The organism is Paracoccus sp. PAMC 22219 (assembly GCF_000787695.1).
Lineage (GTDB): Bacteria > Pseudomonadota > Alphaproteobacteria > Rhodobacterales > Rhodobacteraceae > Paracoccus.
Genome location: NZ_BBPH01000188.1, coordinates 1 through 16,246, shown reverse-complemented (window position 1 = coordinate 16,246; position 16,246 = coordinate 1). Strand labels below are relative to the sequence as shown.

General features: G+C 69.8%; 18 protein-coding genes. 9 read left to right on the top strand and 9 right to left on the bottom strand.

Features of this window, described 5'->3' with window-relative positions; genetic code table 11:
• The first annotated feature begins 96 nt into the window (after positions 1 to 96).
• From TY51_RS17745 to TY51_RS17735, 3 genes are read left to right on the top strand one after another with little or no spacing between them, the layout of a single operon-like run.
• On the top strand, positions 97 to 759 hold the full coding sequence (locus tag TY51_RS17745) for a paraquat-inducible protein A (protein ID WP_042252145.1): 663 nt from the start codon (positions 97 to 99) through the stop codon (positions 757 to 759).
• Between the two features lie 42 nt (positions 760 to 801).
• A complete protein-coding gene (locus TY51_RS17740; RefSeq protein ID WP_052650424.1) occupies positions 802 to 2,853 on the top strand; it encodes an intermembrane transport protein PqiB in 2,052 nt (683 codons plus the stop codon).
• Positions 2,854 to 2,855: 2 nt separating this feature from the next.
• Positions 2,856 to 3,521, top strand: coding sequence for a membrane integrity-associated transporter subunit PqiC (locus TY51_RS17735; RefSeq protein WP_052650422.1), 666 nt, complete (start codon positions 2,856 to 2,858; stop codon positions 3,519 to 3,521).
• A 117-nt stretch (positions 3,522 to 3,638) separates the two neighbouring features.
• On the opposite strand, the gene TY51_RS17730 is transcribed toward TY51_RS17735, so the two are convergent.
• From TY51_RS17730 to TY51_RS20540, 4 genes are all read right to left on the bottom strand, one after another.
• A complete protein-coding gene (locus TY51_RS17730) occupies positions 3,639 to 4,016 on the bottom strand; it encodes a hypothetical protein (RefSeq protein WP_042252141.1) in 378 nt (125 codons plus the stop codon).
• Between the two features lie 78 nt (positions 4,017 to 4,094).
• Positions 4,095 to 4,739: a hypothetical protein gene (locus TY51_RS17725; protein ID WP_197054825.1), complete on the bottom strand. Its 645-nt coding sequence runs from the start codon at positions 4,737 to 4,739 to the stop codon at positions 4,095 to 4,097.
• Positions 4,736 to 5,920 (bottom strand): hypothetical protein, encoded by a 1,185-nt coding sequence (locus TY51_RS17720; protein ID WP_042252136.1) that lies wholly within the window; start codon positions 5,918 to 5,920, stop codon positions 4,736 to 4,738. The genes TY51_RS17725 and TY51_RS17720 overlap by 4 nt, the downstream gene beginning before the upstream one ends.
• Positions 5,911 to 6,969 carry a phosphatase PAP2 family protein gene (locus tag TY51_RS20540; protein WP_052650420.1) on the bottom strand — a complete coding sequence of 353 codons (1,059 nt, stop codon included), beginning with the start codon at positions 6,967 to 6,969 and terminating at the stop codon, positions 5,911 to 5,913. The genes TY51_RS17720 and TY51_RS20540 overlap by 10 nt, the downstream gene beginning before the upstream one ends.
• A 96-nt stretch (positions 6,970 to 7,065) precedes the next feature.
• On the opposite strand from TY51_RS20540, the gene TY51_RS17710 reads away from it, so the two are divergent.
• Together TY51_RS17710 and TY51_RS17705 are read left to right on the top strand one after the other, a co-directional pair.
• Positions 7,066 to 7,722, top strand: a complete 657-nt coding sequence (locus TY51_RS17710; RefSeq protein WP_042252134.1) for a hypothetical protein — start codon at positions 7,066 to 7,068, stop codon at positions 7,720 to 7,722.
• The gene (locus TY51_RS17705; protein ID WP_197054824.1) at positions 7,662 to 8,603 is read left to right on the top strand and encodes a hypothetical protein; all 942 of its coding nucleotides are present in this window, start codon (positions 7,662 to 7,664) and stop codon (positions 8,601 to 8,603) included. Before TY51_RS17710 ends, TY51_RS17705 begins: the two co-directional genes overlap by 61 nt.
• On the opposite strand, the gene TY51_RS17700 is transcribed toward TY51_RS17705, so the two are convergent.
• From TY51_RS17700 to TY51_RS22245, 3 genes are all read right to left on the bottom strand, one after another.
• The gene (locus TY51_RS17700; RefSeq protein ID WP_042252128.1) at positions 8,600 to 9,376 is read right to left on the bottom strand and encodes a 3'(2'),5'-bisphosphate nucleotidase CysQ; all 777 of its coding nucleotides are present in this window, start codon (positions 9,374 to 9,376) and stop codon (positions 8,600 to 8,602) included. The genes TY51_RS17705 and TY51_RS17700 overlap by 4 nt on opposite strands.
• The gene (locus tag TY51_RS17695) at positions 9,363 to 10,724 is read right to left on the bottom strand and encodes a TldD/PmbA family protein (protein ID WP_042252126.1); all 1,362 of its coding nucleotides are present in this window, start codon (positions 10,722 to 10,724) and stop codon (positions 9,363 to 9,365) included. The genes TY51_RS17700 and TY51_RS17695 overlap by 14 nt, the downstream gene beginning before the upstream one ends.
• A gap of 66 nt (positions 10,725 to 10,790) precedes the next feature.
• Positions 10,791 to 12,416, bottom strand: a complete 1,626-nt coding sequence (locus tag TY51_RS22245) for a hypothetical protein (protein WP_042252123.1) — start codon at positions 12,414 to 12,416, stop codon at positions 10,791 to 10,793.
• Positions 12,417 to 12,491: 75 nt separating this feature from the next.
• On the opposite strand from TY51_RS22245, the gene TY51_RS17685 reads away from it, so the two are divergent.
• The 4 genes from TY51_RS17685 (at position 12,492) to TY51_RS17670 (ending at position 15,459) form a co-directional block, all read left to right on the top strand.
• On the top strand, positions 12,492 to 13,118 hold the full coding sequence (locus TY51_RS17685) for an enoyl-CoA hydratase/isomerase family protein (RefSeq protein ID WP_042252121.1): 627 nt from the start codon (positions 12,492 to 12,494) through the stop codon (positions 13,116 to 13,118).
• A 172-nt stretch (positions 13,119 to 13,290) separates the two neighbouring features.
• A complete protein-coding gene (locus TY51_RS17680; protein ID WP_042252118.1) occupies positions 13,291 to 14,046 on the top strand; it encodes an amino acid ABC transporter substrate-binding protein in 756 nt (251 codons plus the stop codon).
• A gap of 1 nt (position 14,047) precedes the next feature.
• Entirely contained in the window at positions 14,048 to 14,722 is a 675-nt protein-coding gene (locus TY51_RS17675; protein WP_042252115.1) for an amino acid ABC transporter permease, read from the top strand.
• Entirely contained in the window at positions 14,719 to 15,459 is a 741-nt protein-coding gene (locus TY51_RS17670) for an amino acid ABC transporter ATP-binding protein (protein WP_042252112.1), read from the top strand. The genes TY51_RS17675 and TY51_RS17670 overlap by 4 nt, the downstream gene beginning before the upstream one ends.
• Here TY51_RS17670 and TY51_RS17665 read toward each other — a convergent pair whose 3' ends face one another.
• Complete coding sequence (locus TY51_RS17665; protein WP_042252109.1) at positions 15,460 to 15,882, bottom strand: hypothetical protein; 423 nt, start codon at positions 15,880 to 15,882, stop codon at positions 15,460 to 15,462.
• A 69-nt stretch (positions 15,883 to 15,951) separates the two neighbouring features.
• Positions 15,952 to 16,246, bottom strand: a 295-nt coding sequence (locus tag TY51_RS17660; protein ID WP_042252105.1) for a sensor histidine kinase, incomplete at its 5' end; no start/stop codon positions are given.

Below are 16,246 nucleotides of genomic sequence, written 5' to 3'. Positions count from 1 at the left end.
TGTGCCGAGACCTCGATCTGGGACTGCGATCGAGGATGCGGGAATGAAGACCGACTATCCCGGCCCCCGCGACCCCCTCACCACCCCCGGCGACGCATGAGCGCGCCTGCAGGACCACCCGCGGCCCCCGTCCTGACCGCGCACCGCGCCGGGCTGGCCGGGTGCCATCGCTGCGGCCGGGTCTGGCCACAGGATCAGGCGCGCTGCCACCGCTGCGGCGCGCATCTGGTCGCGCCCGACCGCCGCGGTCTGCAACGGGTCTGGGCATGGTGGCTGGCCGGGCTGATCGCCTATATCCCCGCCAACGTCTTCCCGATGATGAGCACCCAGACCTTCGCGGGCCTGGCCGGAAATTCCGAGGCGACCATCCTGGGCGGCGTGGTCGAGCTGATGCATTACGGCAGTTACGACATCGCCCTGATCGTCTTCGTGGCCTCGGTCATCGTGCCGGTGGGCAAGTTCATGGCCATCGCCTGGCTGGCGGTCGTCGCGGGCCGTCCCGCCAGCGCGGATCAGGCCCATTCGCGTCTGAAGGTCTATGAGGTGGTCGAATTCATCGGCCGTTGGTCGATGATCGACGTGTTCGTCGTGGCGATCCTGTCGGCGCTGGTGCAGCTGGGGTTCGTCGCCTCGATCAAGCCGGGCCCGGCGGCGGTGTCCTTTGCCCTGTCGGTTGCCTTCACGATGCTTTCTGCGCAAAGCTTTGACGCACGATTGATCTGGCGCGGCCTGCCCCTGCGCACCCGCCGCGAACCCTGACCGCCTGCATTTCCCGTACGAACGCCCAAGGATCACGACCCCATGACGGACACACCCCCGCCCCTGACGCCGGCCAGCCCGGTGCGCAAGACGGCCGCCCGCGCGGCCCAGGCCGGTATCAACGTCATCTGGATCGTGCCCATCGTGGCATTGATCGTGACGCTTGGCATCGCCTGGAACGCGTTCCGCGACCGGGGCAGCGTGATCGAGATCGAATTCGCGGACGCCACCGGCATCACGCCGGGCGAAACCACCCTGCGCTTTCGCGAGATCACCGTGGGCCGGGTCGAGGGGGTGAAATTCACCGACGACCTGTCGCGTGTCGTCGTGTCGGTCCGGGTGGACACCGACGTGTCGCAGTACATCGACACCGACGCGTCCTTCTGGATCGTGCGTCCCCAGGTCAGCGCCCAGGGGGTCACGCGCCTGGACACCGTCCTCAGCGGCGCGTTCATCGAAGGGTACTGGGACTCGGACGTTTCCGATCCGGGCCTGCGCTTTACCGGGCTGGACCGCCCGCCGCTGATCCGCAACGACCAGCCGGGCACTTGGGTCACCCTGTCGATGGAGACTGCGGACGGCCTGTCCGAGGGCGCCCCGGTCCTGTTCCGCGGCGTCCAGGTTGGGCGGTTGGAAAACATCCGTCTGGACCAGGGCAGCGACCGCGTCGTCGTCGACGCCTTTGTGGAATCGCCCCATGACGCGCGGCTGACCAGTTCGACGGTGTTCTGGGACACGTCGGGCTTTTCGGTCTCGCTTGGGACGCAGGGCGTGGCGCTGAACGTGAACTCTCTGTCGTCGCTGCTGCAGGGCGGCGTCGCGTTCGAGACGTTCGTCAGTGGCGGCACGCCCATCGAACCCGGCCAGGAATTCGCCGTCCAGCCGGACGAGGGCACCGCCCGCACCGCCCGGTTCGAGGATGACGACACCCGCCTGCTGCGCGTGGGCATCCTGATCGACGACAGCCTGGAAGGGCTGTCCACCGGCGCCGATGTCCAGTTCCAGGGCCTGCGCGTCGGCCGCGTGACCGAACTGGCCGTCAGCCTGACCGACGACGGGCAGGGCAACACCGTGCCGCGCCAGCTGGTGACCATGCTGATCTCTCCGCGCCGGATGGGCCTGCCGGACGGATCCACCGCCGAAGACGCGCTGGCCCTGCTGACCGAAGAGGTCGGCGACGGGCTGCGCGCCCGCGTGGCCAGCGCCGGATTCCTGGGCACCACCCTGATGGTCGAGCTGGTGGATGTGCCCGATGCGGACCCCGCGACGATCGACATGGATGCCGACCCGAACCCGCTGATTCCGTCGGTGCCGGGCGATCTGGACGATTTCACCGCCAGCGCCCAGGGCCTGGTCAACCGCATCGTCAACCTGCCCATCGAGGAACTGCTGACCTCGGCCCGCGACACGCTGGACGGGATCACCGCGCTGGCGACGTCGCAGGACACCCGCGCGATCCCCGGCGCCCTGCGCGAGGCGATCGAAGGGGGCAGCGTCGCGCTGGCCGATATCAGCACCATCACCGGCGATCTGCGTCAGGCCGAAAGCGGCCAGACCCTGGCCCGGATGCTGGACGAGGCATCCGCCGCCTTCACCGCCGTGTCCGAGGCCGCGGTGGGCGTCCCCGAGATGGTCGAACAGATCGACACCGCGGCCGCCGCGGTCGAGGAATTCGGCTTTGCCGAGATCAGCCTGCAGGCCGAGGGAATCCTGGCCGATCTGCGCGCCATGCTGGGAAGCGAAGATGCCGAACAGCTGCCGCGCAACCTATCCAACGTGCTGGAATCGGCCACGGGCCTGCTGGACGACCTGCGCGACGGCAATGCCGTGGGCAGCCTGAACAACGCGCTGGACAGCGCCAGCCAGGCGGCCGACCAGATCGCGGCATCGGTCCAGCAGCTGCCCGAACTGCTGCAGCGCCTGCAGGTCACCGCGGCGCGGGCCGACACGCTGTTTGCCAGCTATGGCGACCGGTCGGCCTTCAACAACGAACTGATCGGGGCGCTGCGCGAATTGCGGCGTGCCACCTCCTCCATCGGCTCGGTCGCCCGGCTGATCGAACGCAACCCCCGCGCCTTCATTCTGGGACGATAGACATGATGCTGCCCCACCGCACCCTGCGCCTGCCCGCCCTGCCCATCGCCGCCCTGATCGGGGTCACCCTGCTGGGCGCCTGTTCCAATTCGGAAAAGACCGGGCGTTTCCTGATCGACCCGCCGGTGGCGGGGGTCCAGGTTCCGAACCGCCTTGGCACCGCGGAACTCAAGGACGTGTCCCTGCCCGAATACGCCGCCGACCAGGAGGTCGCGTTCCAGACCGTCGACGGGGCCGTCCGGTCGAATTCGGACAACCTGTGGGCGGACGATCCGGCGCGGTCGTTCACCACGACGCTGGCCCGCGCGATCAGCGACGTGTCGGGCGCCACCGTCATCAGCGAACCCTGGCCCTTGGCCCAGCCCCCCGCCCGCATCCTGGAGGTGCGCGTCGAACGCGCCCTGGCCCAGGCCGACAACAGCTATCGCCTGTCGGGGCGGTATTTCGTGTCCGATGACGGGCTGTCGGGGGGCGGCACGAACCATGCGCGCAGCTTTGACATCCGCGTGCCGATGACGGCACCCGGACCGGCCGCCACGGCGGCGGCTGCCAGCCAGGCGATCTCGACCCTGGCGCAGCAGATCGCGACGCTGTCGGGACCGGGGGCGACCATCGCCACCACGCGCCCCGCCGCGTCCGATCCGTTCGATCTGCCGCCGCTGTTCTGAACAGATCGGCGGAAGGCTGCCCCAGACAGCCTTCCGCCGATCCACCCGCAGGACGGGTACGAATAACACCACACCGCTCACGACAGACGGCCCTGCGGGTATCGGAACCGGCGCGCGTCAGGCGCCGGGTGTTTCGGTGGGACCGTGACCCAGCACCCGGATGATGACCGGCAGCACGAAATGGTCAAAGCAGGTCCGGTCCGGATTGAACGCGCCGGGCCGACCGACGCCGCCGCATTCCTCGCAATCCTCAAGGGTACCCCAGCAGTTCGGACAGGCGCCAAGCGCGCAGGCCAGCATCTCGGCATGGTCGATCAGCAGCTCGTTCTCGCGCTCCAGCCGGTGCAGGGCGGCCCAGCTGGGCCTGTCTGCGGTGCCGGTGGTCTGCATCCGCGCCATCGCCCGCCCGACCGATGCGCCGGGCACCGGGTCCGCGCCCAGCATCCGCAGGGCGGCCAACATGTCCTGGAATTCCGCGGTATCCTTGTCCTTCATGGCCTATCCCCCGTGCGGACGATCCGTTCGTCCTGTGCATCGTGATTCGCATGCCGCCGTGAAATCGGCGTGAAAGGATCATTCGTGTCGAAACCGGGTCGAAAGGACGGGCGACGGGCCATCCGCCGACCCGCCCGCCAGCCTGTGGATTGCCGCGCGGTCCGTGGGGCGCTTGCCATCGGCAAGCTGCGCGGCCAGCCATCGCGTCGCCTGTGGTGCCGCCATCGAGCTGCCGCTCATCAGGCCGAAACTGCCGCTGGTGCGGCCGCGCACGATCATGCCGGGCATGGCCTGCGACCGGTCCACGAAAGCCAGCAGATCCCCGCCCCGCGCCGCCCCGATCAACGAGGCATAGGCCAGCCCCTGCCCGCGCCGGTCCACCGCGCCCACCCGCAGGCCATACCGTCCGGTCGCATAGGCATTCACCGTGTCCGCCCGCTGCACCCGGGCGGGTCCGTCATCCGGCGGGTCCAGCAGCACGGGAAACCCCCGGTCGTCCAGGTCGGCATAGGCGGGCTGGCGCAGCCAGCTTTGCCGCGCCTCTCGCGGGAAACCGCGCAGCACGTCGTCGCGCTGGACCGACACCGCGTGATCGCCGTCCCCCTGCACCAGCGCCAGGTGCCACCGGCCGGGCGGCGCCCAGCTGTCGCCCACGGTCGCGGGGCAGGTCGGGGCCACGATCAGCGTCATGCATTCGCGCCAGCCGTCAGGATGCGGCATCACCCGATAGACGCCCGCGCCAGATCGCGCCCGCGCGCGTCGCGCAGCACGCTGGACTGGTCGGGGGCGGCAAAGCCGGTCCGGGCCTCGGCCCCGCCGGGCGGCGTCAGGCCGACCCGCATCGGCCAGTCCGGGCGCGTGGGCCGGATTGGTCCCCAGATCTCCAGAGGGGTCTGGGTGGCGTCGTCGGGCGGCAGCTGCCAGCCGATCGTGCCTTGGGGGCGCAGGGTCGCGCGCAGGCGGGCCATGCGGTGATTGCCGGTGGGCAGCACCGCATGCACCGGCCCCAGCCCGGTCGACCCATGCGTCGCCAGCGCGTCCAAAAACCGTTCCAGCAGGCCGGTGCCGTCGCGCGGTCCCGCCGTCAGCCCCAGGCTGAGGCTCAGCACCACGGGCAGGCGCACGCTGTCGGCGGGCAGGCCGCGCGCGCCCTCGACCTGGCGGCACAGCATCCGGGCGCGGGTGATGACAAAGACGATGGCGGCCAGCAGCGGGTCCTGGGCCAGCGTGGCCGACGTGTCCGCGATCACCCCCGGCGCCAGGTTCACCCCGATCACCGGATGGTCGCGTGCGCACGGGTCATTCGGCGCAAAGCCCGCCGCCAGCAGCGCCACCGCCGCACCGTGGCCCGCGGCAAAGGCGGCGCTGTGCGTCGTGCGGCGGTCCATCGCCACCACCCCTGCCCGGCGATAGACCGTATCCTCGGTCGCAATCGCGCCAGATTCCAGCCCCGCAAGCCAGCCTCCGATCCTGTCGCCCCGCAGCTCGATTCCCCAAGGCAGGTCGCGGCCGGGTCCGTCCGGGTCGACGCGGGCGTCCTGGACCCACAGCGACGCGACCCGCGACAGCGCCCCCGGCAGGCGCAGATGCTGATGCGCGAATGGTATGGCGTCGTCGATGACGGCGATGATGCAGCCCCGCGCCGGGTCGGGTAGCGCATCCGCCGCCATCAGCGGCCCGACACCGGCGGGCGCGGTGTCGTCGTTCACCGCGTCCGGGGGCAGGACCGCCGTCGGCAGGAACCAGCCCCGGTCCATCCGCCCGAAGGCCTGCGCCATCAGGGCCGGCACATCGGGCGCGGTTGCCGGCGGGGTGACCCGGTGACGCCGGCACCACTCTACCAGCGCGGGCGACAACCCCGCCGGGGCGGGACGTGGGGCGGTCCATGCGGCCGTCAGCTCCACCGGTCCGACCGTTCGTCGCGGGCGCGCGCAACCAGCGTCGTCCACAGCGGCGCGGGGCGCGCGGCCAGCGTGTCCCCGGTCAGCGTGGTCGCGGGGTCTGCACCGTCCAGCATCTCGGCCAGCACGCCATAGTGGAAATCGCGCGCGGCCCCGCTGTCGTGATACCGATGCCCGTCGAACCGGGCCGCGTGGACCGTCGCGGCTGGATCGGCACGGGCCATCATGTACTGCGCCAGCTGCATCCCCAGCACCGCCCCCGCGGCGCTGTCGGCCGGGAAATGCACCCCGGCCACCGTCCGGTTCACCGCGATACGACAGGCCAGTCGGAACAGCGGGTCATCGGCCTTCAATGGCGCGTGGGGGTCGTCCAGCCGGGTTAGCAGCATGGCCAGGCAAAAGGCCTGGGTCGCATGGCCACTGGGCAGGGTGGGATGGCTGGGACAGGCGATCATCGGCTGGATCATGTCGCTGAACTGGTTGGGTCGCGGACAGGCCAGCGCCAGCTTGAGACGCATGACGGCGGCGGTTGTCAGCTCCAGCGCGCGGGACAGCATCTCCACCGTGGCGGGGTTTCGTGACGGCTCCAACGGGCGGATTGCAGCGAAAAAGGGCATCAGGCTGTGGGTCTGAACCTCGATCTCGGGGGCGCGGTCGGGGCGCAGTTCGGCGTAATGGCCGACCATGGCGGTGGCGTCGCGCAACTGTTCCAGATCGGGTCGGTCGATCCTGATCAGCGGCGCACAGGTCCCGTCCGGTTGACGGCACAGCAGGCTTGCGGATGGCGCGCCGGACGGACCGTCATCGGCCGACAGCGGCAGATCCTCGGACAGTTCGGCCAGCAGGATCGCCGCCCGGTGGTCCGGGTCCAGCCGCGCCAGACGCGCGCCCGGCGACAGGGCGGCGGGGACACCGTCCCTGCCCCGCACGTCCTCGGTCCCCGCGATCGCATCACGGCTGCGCATCAGCGCAAGGGACAAGAGCGCCCCCTGACCATCCGGAGTGTCATCGGATTTCGCATGCTTGGCATGCTTGGCGTGAAACAGCGACATGGGGCACCACGGAAAACGGGAACGGGCGACTCGATTAACCTATCACACGAAGCCGTGAACGGATAACCTTTCCGCATTCTTCCAAGAGACACCGCCATGAACCGACTGACCCTGCACCTGATCGGTCCGGTCGAGATCACCGGTCCGGCCGACCAGCGGTTGACCCCGCGGGGCATGCGGGCACGGGGCGCGCTGGCGGTCCTGGGCACGGCACGGGGCCTGCGCGTCACGCGGGCGCGGCTGCAGGACCTGCTGTTCAGCGACCGCGACCCCGATCACGGCAATGCCAGCCTGCGCCAGCTGCTGAGAGAGATCCGCCAAGGGCTGGGCCCCGCCCGCGACGCGCTGGTCACCGGGCCGGGCTGGGTCGGGCTGGACCCCGACCGGGTGCAGGTCGATCTGGCCGCCCGCCCCGGCCCCGACGGCCAGGTGCCCGAATTCGCGGCCGACCTGGACATCCCCGACCCCGAATTCGAGGACTGGCTGCGTGACGCGCGCCAGACCGCAGCGAACCGCCCGGTCCAGGTCGTCACGGCGGATGCACTGCCCGACCTGCTGCTGGCCGATCCGATGGCCATCGGGCAAGACGCGATGGTGCTGGCCACGATGATCCTGTCCGAAGCCGCGGGCCGGGCCGCCGACCTGCTGCCCATTGCCGTTCTGGCCCCGGGCGCGCGCCGCGGGGGGCCTATGTGCGGGTGTCGTCGATGGCGGGGGTGCAGGGTGGCGTCTTCAGCCTGGTGGTGCGGCTGATCCACGAACCGTCGGGCCGGGTGATGTGGTCGCAGCGTCTGACCGCGCCGATGGTCGGTCTGGACGGGCGGCTGGAGGATCTGGCCGCGCGCTGCTGCCTGGGGATGCTGCAGGTGCTGGACCAGGGGCGGGCGCTTGGGGCGGCGATGGGAATCTCGTTCGCGGACGTGTTCAGCTTTTCCGCGCCCCGGCTGGCACGCGCCGATCAGGTGCTGGCGCAGTTGAGCGACAGCATCACCCCGGCGGTGACCCTGTCGCTGCGCGCCTGGATCCGCACGACCCACGCCTTTGAACGCCTGACCCCCGATCCGCGCCAAGCCATCGCCGAAGCGGCAGAGCTTGCCGCCCGCGCCCGTCAGGCCGCCCCCTTTCATGCCACAGCCCTGGCCGTGCAATCGGTGGTCGAGGCCTATCTGGACCGTGACCAGATCGCGTTCGACCTGTCGCGTCAGGCGGTGCTGGCCGATGCGGGCAACCCCTTGGCGCGGCTGGCGCATTCCCGCGCGCTGGCCGGCGTGGACCGCTTTGCCGATTCCGCGGCGCAGGCGCGGGCCGGGCTGGATCAGGCGTTGTCCAGCCTGAACCCCGCCAATTGGCACTTGGGAATCGGGGTCGCGATGATGCGCGCGGGCGATCTGTCCGCCGCCACCCGCCACCTGGAGGCCGTGCACCGCTTTGCCCCCGACAACCGACCCGCGCTGCGGTTTCTGGCCGCCCTGCGATACGCGCAGCGCGACGAGGAAGGCACCGTCCACGCCCTGCTGGCCCTGCGCAGGCTGGAGCCGGATTTCAGCCTGGATCTGATGGGCAGCGACGGTTACCCGGTGGACAGCCTGCGCAGGCTGGGCCTGCTGCAGGTCGCAGGGTCGCGGCTGATCTAGCGCAGCGCCGCCAGCAGATCGCCGTGCAGCCGCGCCCCGGCCACGATCAGCCCGTCGACCTGCGCCGCCTCGCTGTTGAACCGCATCGGCTGGCCGCGCCGGTCGGTCACGCGGGCACCCGCGCGTTCCGCGATCAGCGCCCCCGCCGCGATGTCCCATTCCCACGCCGCGCGCAGCGACAGTGCCGCGTCGAACCGCCCTTCGGCCGCAAGGCACAGCCGCCACGCCAGCGAGGACCGGAACTCGCGCCGAAATCCGGGCATGCCGCTGTGCCAGTTCGGCGCGTCGGCTACCGCGCGATAGGTCAGCACGCGCGCGCCCTCGACCCCCGCATCGGTGGGCGCGATGGGGACGCCGTTCAGCGTGGCGGGACCGTCGACATGCGCGGCATAGGTCAGGTCAAGAACCGGCAGGTGCACGACCGCGGCCACGATCCGGTCGCCCCGCGCCACGGCCAGCGAATGGGAAAACCCGTCCTGCCCGTCAATGAAGGCCCGGGTGCCGTCGATCGGATCGATGATAAAGCAATGTTCGGCGTCCAGTCGGGCGGGGTCGGCCTCGGATTCCTCGGACAGCCAGCCGTAGTCGGGACGCGCGGTGGTCAGGGTCGCGTGCAGGGCGTCGTTGACGGCCAGGTCGGCCTCGGTCACCGGGCCCGCGCCGTCGCCTTTGTCCCAGGCCTGCGGATCGCGTCGCCAGAACCGCAAGGCGATGCGCCCGGCGTCCCGCGCGGCGGCGGTCAGCAGGTCCAGGTCGGCCTCAGCCCCCGGCAACGGTCATGCCCCGGACCAGCAGGCTGGGCACCTCGGTCCCGCGCCACGGCAGGGCGTCGTCGGCGGCCTCCAGCGTCATCAGCATGTCGCGCAGGTTGCCGGCGATGGTGCATTCGTTCACAGGCCAGGCGATACGGCCGTTTTCGACCCAGAACCCGGCCGCGCCGCGGGAATAATCGCCCGTGGTGCCGTTCACCGACGCACCCAGCATCGAGGTCACGACCAGCCCGGTCCCCATCCGTTCGATCAGGTCCTGACGGCTGGCGCGGCCCGGCGTCAGGATCACGTTGCTGTGGCTGGGGGACGGACTGGAGGCCAGCCCCCGCGCCGCGGACGCGGTGCTGTCCATGCCCAGCTTGCGCGCGGTGGCCAGATCCAGCGTCCAGCCCTGCAGCACGCCGTCGGACACGATCAGGCGCGCCCGCGTGGGCAGTCCCTCGGCGTCGAAGGGGCGCGACGAGGGATAGCGCGGGCGCAGCGGATCCTCGGCCAGGTCCATGCCGGCGGGCAGGACGGGCTGACCCAGATCGCGGCGCAGCCAGCTGGCACCGCGCGCGATGGACGACCCGTTCACAGCCGACAGCAGATGCCCGATCAGCGACGCCGACACGCGGCGGTCATATAAAATGGGAAAGGCACCCGTCGGCGGCTTGCGCGCGCCTGCACGGGCCAGCGTGCGTTCCGCGGCCAGGACGCCGATCTCTTCGGGGGTGGGCAGGTCGGCGGCGAAGACGCGGGATTCGCCTGCATAGTCGCGCTCCATCCGCAGCCCTTCGCCGGTGATGGCCACGACCGACAGGGAATGCCCGGTCCGCGCATAGCCGCCCGAAAAGCCGTTCGACGCCGCCAGCCACATGCGCCGCTGGCTGTAGCTGGCATTGGCGGCCTCGACCTGTGAGATGCCCGCCACGTCCAGCGCCGCGGCCTCGGCGCGTTGCGCCAGGTCCTGCAGGTGCTGGGGTTCGGGTTCGGGCGCATCCTCGGCCAGTTCCAGCCCGGCGGCGTCGCGATGGCGCGCCAGCTGGTCGGTGTCGGCCAGGCCCAGGTGGTCGTCCACCGGCGCCTCGCGCGCCATTGCGACGGCACGCGCGGCCATCTCAGTTATCGCGGCGTCGCGGTGGTCGGAGGAAGACACCGCCGCCTGGCGCCCACCCACCAGCACGCGCAGGCCGATCTCCAGCCCCTCGGCGCGTTCGGCCTGTTCCAGCGCGCGGGCGCGCATGTCGATGCTGACGGACCGACCGTCGACGGCCAGTGCGTCGGCCTGGTCGGCCCCTGCCCGGCGCGCGGCATCGATCAGCGCCTCGGACAGGCGCTGAAGGCGGAGGGGATCGGCGGCGTCGGTCATGGGGGCCTCACAGGCGAAAGGGTCGGGCCGGGACGGATGCCCCGGCCCGCTGTCATGCGGTGCGGATCACTGGATCTGCTGGCCGTTGGCAAAGATCGCGCCGCCCTCGCGGAACTCGATCTCTGTCTGCAGCTGATCCTCGGACCCTTCGACCGGGCGGGCGAACATCGCCATCATCATGCGCGGACCCATCAGCTGTTCCTGCGGCACGACGCCCATCGCGACCAGCGTGTCCAGCAGGCCGTTGATGCCGCCGAACGTGCCCTCGATGGTGCCAACCGGCTGGCTGGGATCGTCGCCGAAGGTCAGCGCGCCGGTCAGATCGACGGTGGCGCCGACGGCGTCCAGGGCCAGTTCCTTGATCGTCAGGCTGCGCGGCTGCAAGGGCATCGGCGCGGCGCCGTCCGGTCCCGGCTCGACCTGCTGCGGAAAGTCCGGGTCCATGAAGTTCTGCGTCAGCAGCGCGTTGCCTTCCAGGTCGATGGTCAGGCTGGCCGGGTCGCGCGGCAGGGCCGCCTCGGGGTCCAGCGCCTGCCAGATCGCATCGTCCAGCGTCAGCCCGTCCAGCACATAGGTCAGCGCAAACGGCTGCTCCTGGTCGGACGCCACGATCGGCATGGCCAGCCGGAACCGGTTTTCCGCCGCCGCGTAGGAGATCGGGAACGGCATGTCCGTGGCGGTCAGGTTGGTGGTCATGTCGGTCATGCTGCCCTCGTAGGACAGGCCGTCCGCCGAGATGCCAACGGCAAGCGTGCCGCCCGCCGCCTGAAAGCTGCCTTCGGAATCGTTCCGGCTGCCGTCCGATGTCAGGGTGCTGGCGGTGAAGCTGCCGCTGGTCGCGCCCATGCCAAAGCTGCCCTTGCCGCCAAAGCCCGCCTGCAGCGCCTGCGTCGGCTGGTTGCCGAAGTTTATCTCGCCCGCGGGGCTGGTGCCATCGCCCTGCATGGTCAGGTCGGCGATGCTGATCGTGGCCTGGAAGTCGTCGGTTTCCGCAGTCGCAACCGGGGCCTCGGGCGCGTCAGGGGCGTCGGGCGCTTCGGGCGCGTCTGGTGCATCCGGCGTGGTTTCGGGCGTCTCGGCCGCGGCCAGCGACGGGCCGGATGCGGTGATCTGCGCCTCCATCGCGTCGGCGCGACCTTCGAAAGTCTGGGTGCTGGCCCCGTCGGCGGCGGCGGTGACGGTCTGGCTGCCGGTGACGCCGGTCAGGGTGGCGTTCAGCGGAACCTCGTTCTGGTTGTCCAGCGCGCGTCCCGACATGGTCAGCGTCGGCATCGCGACATCATGCGTCAGCGCCTCGGGCGTGCCGGAACTGATCGTCTCGTTGCCGGGGGCGTCCATGGTCATGGAGAATCCCACGGCCTCGCTGTCGCCTTCGGGTACGGCGCTGCTCTCCAGCGTCATCTGGCCGCCCACGACCGACCGCACGGTGCCGTCGCCGACGGCGGTCAGCACGATCTCTGGCAGGGTCAGGACCATGTCGGGGGCGTCTGCCTCTCCGTCGATGGTCAGGACCACGTCGGTCACGGTGATCGCCTCGTCCGAGGCGTCCTCGGACCCGACCTCGACCGCATAGCCCATCTGCTCATAGCTGTCCTGCAGGCTCTGCCAGACTTCGGCGGGCGTGACATCTGCAAGGGCCGGGCCCGCGCCCAGGATCAGCGCAAGCGCCGAGGTTGCAAGGGGACGGTTCATGGCGGATACCTTTCGCAAACCTGAAATCGGGGGAATTCCTGACACAGTGCCGCCGAAAGGGAAAGGGAACAAGTCGTGATCCGCAGCCACCACCGGGACGGCCTGTCCCTGCTGACGATCGACCGCCCCGACAAGGCGAACGCCCTGACCGCAGGCATGCTGCGCGACCTGCGCGCAGGCGTGGCGCAGGCCCGCGACAGCGGCGCGCGGGTGCTGATCCTGACCGGGACGGGCCGGGTCTTTTCCGCCGGTGCGGACTTGGAACAGGCTCGCGCGGGCTTGGCCACGGCCCCCGAATGGGAGGATCTGTCGGCCGCGCTGGCCGATCTGCCCTGCCTGACCATCGCGGCGCTGAACGGGTCGCTGGCCGGGGGCGCGTTCGGTATGGCGCTGGCCTGCGACATCCGCCTGACGGTGCCCGATGCGCGGTTCTTCTATCCGGTGATGCGGCTGGGCTTTCTGCCGCAGCCAAGCGATCCGGCGCGCCTGGTGGCGCTGGTGGGGCCGTCGCGGGCACGGATGATCCTGATGGCCGGCGCCAGGATCGACGCCCGCGAGGCGCTGGCCTGGGGCCTGGTGGACCGCATCCTACCCGCGCCCGACCTGATGGACGCCGCGCGCGCCCTGGCCACCGATGCCCTGGCCGCCGACCCCGCCCATGTCGCCGCGATCAAGGCGATGACGCAGCCTTCGCGCGCTTGATCGCGGTCCCCGGACCCGTCATGGAACGAAGTTCCCCGCCCGCCGTTGCGCCAGCAGGGCTTGTTCCGCGGCGCTGCGGCCTGCCGCATCTTTGTCCTTTTCTACCGCCGCCCTGCTTGCGGATCGCATCGCCAGATCGCAGGTAACGTCCAAGAACCTATGGAGATTTCCCGTGCGCACGCTTGTCCTGACCGCTGCCCTTGCCCTGACCACCGCCCTGCCCGCCGCGGCCGATACGATCCGCGTCGGCATGTCGGGCGGCTATTTCCCCTTCACCTTCACCCGCGCGGACACGCTGCAGGGGTTCGAGGTGGATTTTCTGAACGCCATCGCCGAGGAGACGGGCGACGAGGTCGAATTCGTCACCATGTCGTTTTCGGGCCTGATCGGCGCGCTGGAATCGAACCGCATCGACACCATCGCAAACCAGATCACCATCACCCCCGAACGCGAGGCGGCCTTCGCCTTTACCCAGCCCTATGTCTATGACGGCGCCCAGATCGTGACGCGCGAAGGCAACGAGGCGGGCATCGCCGGCCCCGAAAGCCTGGACGGCAAGACGGTCGCGGTGAACCTGGGGTCGAACTTCGAACAGCTGCTGCGCGAATTGCCCAATGCCGATGCCATCGACATCCGCACCTATGAGAGCAACATCGAACAGGACACCGCCCTGGGCCGCGTCGATGCCTTTGTCATGGACCGCGTCTCCTCGGCCCAGGTGATCGCGCAAAGCCCGCTGCCGCTGGAACTGGCCGGAGAGCCGTTCTCGGAGATCCGCAACGCCCTGCCGTTCCGCAACGACGAGGCCGGACAGGCCCTGCGCGACCGGGTGGACACGGCCATCACCACCCTGAAGGAAAACGGCACTCTGGCCGAGATTTCCCAGAAATGGCTGGACGCCGACGTGACGCAACCCGTGTCGCAGTAACATGCGGCCCCTGGACACCGCCTATATGTGGGACCTGGTCCCGGTCATCGCGAGCTATGTGCCGCTGACGCTGTTCATGGCGATCGTCGCGATGGCGGCGGCGCTGACCCTTGGGTCGGCGCTGGCCATCGTGCGCGTGCTGCGCGTGCCGGTCCTGGACCGCATCGTGGCGGTGTTCATCAGCTTTTTCCGCGGCACGCCGCTGCTGGTGCAGCTGTTCCTGTTCTATTTCGGCCTGCCCCAGGTCGTGCCGGCGATGACGGGTATCGACGGGGTGACGGCGGCGATCATCGGCCTGACGCTGCATTTTTCGGCCTATATGGCCGAAAGCATCCGTGGCGCGATCCTGGGTGTCGACCGCAGCCAGTGGGAGGCCGCCCAGTCCATCGGCATGACCCAAGGACAGTTGCTGCGCCGGATCATCCTGCCGCAGGCCGCGCGGACGGCGGCGCCGACGCTGATGAACTATTTCATCGACATGATCAAAAGCACCTCGCTGGCCTTCACCCTGGGCGTGACCGAGATGATGGGCGCCGCGCAGAAAGAGGCCGCCGGCAGCTTTCTGTACCTGGAGGCGTTCCTGGTGGTCGCGCTGTTCTATTGGGTGATCGTCGAAACCCTGTCCGTCGGTCAGCGCCGGCTGGAATCCAGCCTTGGAAAGGCCGTCGCCCGATGAGCTGTCAGATCGAGATCACCGGACTGGTCAAGCGCTTTGGCGACAACACGGTGCTGAACGGCATCGATTTGTGCCTGGAACCCGGAGAGCGCGTGGCGATCATCGGCCCGTCGGGGACCGGCAAATCGACGATTTTGCGCTGCTTGAACTGGCTGGACAAGCCCGATCAGGGCACGATCCGCATGGGCGACGTCACCGTCGATGCCGCGCGTGCGACCAAGGCGCAGATCCTTGCCCTGCGGCGGCGCACGGGGTTTGTGTTCCAGAACTATGCCCTGTTCGCGAACAAGACCGCCCGCGGCAACATCACCGAAGGGCTGACCACAGTCCGCGGCTGGTCCGCCGAGAAGGCGCAGGCGAAGGCCGACGACATCCTGACCCAGATCGGTTTGGCGGACCGGGGCGACAGCTTTCCCGCCGCCATGTCCGGCGGTCAGCAGCAGCGCGTCGGCATCGGCCGGGCAATGGCGCTGGATGCGGACCTGATGCTGTTCGACGAACCGACCAGCGCATTGGACCCCGAATGGGTGGGAGAGGTTCTGGACCTGATCCGCCGCATCGCGGACGGACGCCAGACCATGCTGATCGTCACCCATGAAATGCAGTTTGCCCGCGAAATCGCGGACAGGGTGGTGTTCATGGAGGGTGGACGCATTGTCGAGCAGGGACCGCCTGCGCAGATCTTCGGCAACCCGCAGGACGACCGCACGCGGGCGTTCCTGCGCCGGGTGGGCTGATTACAGCCCGGCGACCTGGAAATAGGCCTGCGTGCTGCGGTCGTCGCTGAAGCCGATGCCGCTGGCGATGATGCAACTGGTCTGGTCATCGCGCGGTGCGACCAGCGTCCAGGTGCCCAGCTGATCGGACCCCCACAGCTCGGTGCCCTGAGCGCCGGCCATCTCGACCGGGTGTTCGGCGAAATCCTGTTCCAGCGTCGCGGCGATCTCGGCGTCGGCGGCGCAATAGGGTTGGTCGTCGATGGCCAGTTCGGACACCGGCATGGACTGGATGTCCTCCAGCAGGGCGGCGGGTTCGATGCCCTGCATCGCGCTCCATCCCTGGACCGGCTGATTGGGGCTTGCCGACAGGGCGGGCGTGACGCTCAGCAGCGCCACGACGCCGGCACAGCCAAGGCGGGTGATGCGGTCTGCACGGGTCATGATGATAGCCTTTCTTGCGAATTCCCCAACAAAACGCGGTTTTGTTCGCAAGAGTTCCGTCGGGGGTCCCTAGGCCCAGCTGCGCGCCAGTGCCAGACGGGCCTCCAGCCCCTGCGGCGCGCGGTGGAATTCCAGCCGTCCGCCATGCTGGGCGGCGATGGTCGAGACGATGGCCAGGCCCAGCCCGACGCCGCTGGCGGTGCCCGCATTCTCTCCGCGCTGAAAGGCCCCGGTCAGACGCGCCAGGTCGTCTTCGGTCAGGACCGATCCGCGGTCGGTGACGGTGATCCAGGCCTCGTCCGCGTCGCCGCCGGTCAGCACCTGCGCCTCGCGCCCGTATTTCAGCGCATTGTCGATCAGGTTC

What these genes read in the sequence shown, in the direction of transcription:
- TY51_RS17745 (WP_042252145.1), top strand. Translation starts at nt 97, where the DNA reads ATGAGCGCGCCTGCAGGACCACCCGCGGCCCCCGTCCTGACCGCGCAC.
- TY51_RS17740 (WP_052650424.1), top strand. Translation starts at nt 802, where the DNA reads ATGACGGACACACCCCCGCCCCTGACGCCGGCCAGCCCGGTGCGCAAG.
- TY51_RS17735 (WP_052650422.1), top strand. Translation starts at nt 2,856, where the DNA reads ATGATGCTGCCCCACCGCACCCTGCGCCTGCCCGCCCTGCCCATCGCC.
- TY51_RS17730 (WP_042252141.1), bottom strand. Translation starts at nt 4,016, where the DNA reads ATGAAGGACAAGGATACCGCGGAATTCCAGGACATGTTGGCCGCCCTG.
- TY51_RS20540 (WP_052650420.1), bottom strand. Translation starts at nt 6,969, where the DNA reads ATGTCGCTGTTTCACGCCAAGCATGCCAAGCATGCGAAATCCGATGAC.
- TY51_RS17710 (WP_042252134.1), top strand. Translation starts at nt 7,066, where the DNA reads ATGAACCGACTGACCCTGCACCTGATCGGTCCGGTCGAGATCACCGGT.
- TY51_RS17695 (WP_042252126.1), bottom strand. Translation starts at nt 10,724, where the DNA reads ATGACCGACGCCGCCGATCCCCTCCGCCTTCAGCGCCTGTCCGAGGCG.
- TY51_RS22245 (WP_042252123.1), bottom strand. Translation starts at nt 12,416, where the DNA reads ATGAACCGTCCCCTTGCAACCTCGGCGCTTGCGCTGATCCTGGGCGCG.
- TY51_RS17675 (WP_042252115.1), top strand. Translation starts at nt 14,048, where the DNA reads ATGCGGCCCCTGGACACCGCCTATATGTGGGACCTGGTCCCGGTCATC.
- TY51_RS17670 (WP_042252112.1), top strand. Translation starts at nt 14,719, where the DNA reads ATGAGCTGTCAGATCGAGATCACCGGACTGGTCAAGCGCTTTGGCGAC.
- TY51_RS17665 (WP_042252109.1), bottom strand. Translation starts at nt 15,882, where the DNA reads ATGACCCGTGCAGACCGCATCACCCGCCTTGGCTGTGCCGGCGTCGTG.